This window comes from Streptomyces swartbergensis, from assembly GCF_002148965.1.
In the GTDB taxonomy this organism is placed as follows: Bacteria; Actinomycetota; Actinomycetes; order Streptomycetales; family Streptomycetaceae; genus Streptomyces; species Streptomyces swartbergensis.
Genome location: NZ_NGFN01000561.1, coordinates 1 through 3,108, shown reverse-complemented (window position 1 = coordinate 3,108; position 3,108 = coordinate 1). Strand labels below are relative to the sequence as shown.

Annotated in this window: 1 protein-coding gene; it reads right to left on the bottom strand. The window is 77.9% G+C overall.

All coding sequences use genetic code 11. From position 1 onward, the window contains the following. A partial coding sequence (locus CA983_RS42040) for a trypsin-like peptidase domain-containing protein (protein ID WP_086605904.1) occupies positions 1–2,940 on the bottom strand: 2,940 nt, incomplete at its 3' end. Positions 2,941–3,108 lie beyond the last annotated feature (168 nt).

The following is a 3,108-nucleotide window of genomic DNA, read 5'->3' as shown; positions in this document are numbered from 1 at the left end:
GGCGAGCGCCCGCAGCGCCTCCCCCGGGTCGGGCCGCTCCAGCCGCACCGCGAAGGCGGCGAGGACCGGCTCCGGGTGGGCCGGGAGGGCGGCGGCCGGCGCGTCCGGCGGGAGGTGCGGGTCGCCCGCCGCGAAGTGCTCCAGCGCCCGCGGGAGATACCGGGCCCGGGTGTGCGGATCCTGGACGAGGAGGGCGAGGGCGCCGCCGTGCAGGGCCCGGTCGGCCGGCCGGGCGAGCAGGGTGAGGGCCGCGTAGCGCAGGAGGGCGCGATCGCCTCCGGAGCGCACGTGCGGCGCGACGCGCAGGCCGTGCGCCACCGCGGCACTCCGTCGCGCCGGCCGCTCGTCGCGCGCCCACCGGTCGACGGCCCGGCACACCGCCGACGGTTCCTCCTCGGCCAGCACGGCGAGCAGCTCGTCGGCCCTCCGGTGCGCGCGGTCGACGAGCACGTCCGCCAAGTCGTCCAGCGCGCCGTGCCGGTGGGTGTGCAGCAGTGCCTGCGCGGCCGTGGCCACGGTCGCGTGCGGGGTGGCCGGCAGCGGCTGCTCGTCGTCGAACCAGCGGGCCAGCAGCGGCTGTACGGCGGTGGGATCGGCGGCCAACAGATGGGCGACGGAGTCCAGGAACCGGGGACCGGCCTCGCACGGCGGGCCGTCGGCGTGCACCAGCCGCCTCAGCAGCGCGAAGCGCTCGTCCTCCGGCAGCCGTACGGCTGCCCAGAAGGCGGGCCCGACCTCCTCCGGCACGGGCCGGTCCTGCCGCCGCCAGGCCACGATCCGGTCGGCCAGCAGCCGCAGCACCTCCGTGTACGGCGTCGCCTCGGGCACCGCCGACAGGGTCCCGGCGAGCAGCCGGGCGGCCCACCAGGACCGTGGATCGGCGTCCAGGGCGTGCACCAGGTCCGCCAGCCGCGAGGCCAGTCGGCCGGTGCCGTGGTGGCGGGCGAGGAACAGCAGGGCCTGCACGACCGGCCCGATGCGGTGGTGCGGGACGGGGTCGGACTGCGCGTCCCGCCGGCGGTGGACGAGGGAGCGTAGGGCCTCGTCGAGGTCGAGGTGCAGGCCCTGGAGCCAGTCGGCGAGCTCCTCGTGGGCGAAGCGGTAGCCGGCTCCGGCGGGGACGAGCAGGCCCTCGGCGAGGACGGCCGACGCCCAGCCGGTGCCGCCGCCGAGCCGCGCCGGTGCGGGCCCCCACGGGAACACCGTCTCGAACGCCTCCCGGTCCAGATCCCCCAGCCCGGGCCCGAGGCTGCGCCGGGCGGCCTCGTGCACCTGCCCGGCCACCTTGGCGGCCAGCCGTCGTACGGCCGTGCCGGACAGACCGTTCCCGGCGGCCAGCCGCACGGCGACGCGCAGGCACATCAGGTCCAGGTAGGCCGCGAAGACGTCGTCGCGGCCGACGGTGGCGCCGGGGCCGTCGGGACCGGTGGGTGCGCCGGCGCTTTCCGGGCCGTCGAAGACATCGAGTGCCTCACGGATCTCCGCGAGGAGCCGCAGGGTGAGGGGATGCCGGGCGTCGGCGTCGACGAGGGCGCTCTCCGGGATGCCGTGGCGCAGCCGGGCCTCCCGGGCCTCGTCCTCGGTGAGATCGCCGATGCGCACACACGCGGGCCGCCCGTCGGCACCGGCCGGCCGGTGCAGGACCTCCGCCGGGAACCCCGCCCCCTCCCAGTACTCCGGCCGGCACGCCACGACCAGCCGCACACCCGTCTCCCGCAGCCAGCGCACCGTCCCGCCCGTCCAGTCAGCCAGGCGGCGGGCGAGCGCCGGGGGCATCTCCTCCGGGCCGTCGAGAAGCAGCAGCAGAGGCCGGCCGAAGGCACCGGCGAGGCGGGCGAGGCGCTCGGGGGTGGTGTCGCCCAGGTCGGCCGGCAGGAAAGGGGACCGGGACGCGGCCACGGCAGGGGCTGCCCGCAGCAGCGCCCGGCGTGCCGCGTCGGCCACCGAGGCGTCGTCGTCCCGCAGTTCGCTGCCGCACAGCCACAGCGTGGGATGCCCGCTGCGGGCACGGCGCGCGGCGAGCGTCGCGAGTTCCGTCGTACGACCGCTGCCGGGCGCCCCGACGAGGCCGAGCACGGTCGCCCGGCCCGCCTCGAACGCGCTGAACTCTGCCACCACAGCCGCCCGTTCGACCGGCTCCGTCAGGCCTGTGCCGCCGGGCGGGCCGTCCAGCCCCGCCGCGGTGCCGGTCAGCTCCAGCACCCCGGCCAGGTTGAGATCGGCGCCGTACGCGGGGACCGTCGCCGCGTTCTCGGCGAGCAGCTCGGCGAGCGGGCCGGCCGCGCCGGGTGCCCGGGGATGCAGCGGTACGGCGAAGCCGACGTCGCTGTGGTCCGAGCGGAGCGCGGTGCCGAGGACACCGACGACGGCGCCGGTCGCGGCGTCGAGCACCGGGCCGCCGGCCGCCCCGCCGCCCCGTCGCAGCGCGTCCCGCCCTGCCGTGCCGACCGCCAGCTCCAGCGCGCCGTCGAGGCGGTGGACGCGGTCCGTGGCTGTGTACGTCACGGCGGTCGAGCCCAGCACCCGGGCCTCGCGCCAACCGCCGGCGGCGATCCGCACATAGGCGCCCGTCCCGGCCCCGCCCCGCACGGTGACGGGCAGCGGCGGGACGCCGAGTCCCTCGGTCCGTACGAGGGCCAGGCCGAGCGCGGGCAGCGGGGTCACCGCGTCGGCGGACACGACCCGGCGGCGGTCCCCGGCGCCGCGCAGGACGAGCCGGGGCAGGCCGTCGACCGCCTCGTGGCTGGTGACGAGCGTGCCGTGGTGGTCGGCCAGGAAGCCGGTGCCCCGGGGGCGGCCGGCGAGGTCGTGGATCCGGACGAGGGCCGGGCCGGATGCCCCGCCGTCTGCCCCCTCGGTCGTCCGCTCCGCTGTTCCGGGGCGGTCCTGGGATCCTGGTGCGCTGTCGTCTGTCTCCCCGGACCGGTTCCGCGACGTCATCGTCGAGCCTCCCCGCCGTACACCCGTGCCCTTGCGTTCGACGGTAGGGGCGAGATGATCAGCGGGACAGATCGCTCGGCGAAAGCGCCCCCTTCCGCTCCCCCGGTTCACTCCGAGCGCCTGCACGGACGGGTGAACGAACGGGGGCGGCTGGATACACCCTAGGGG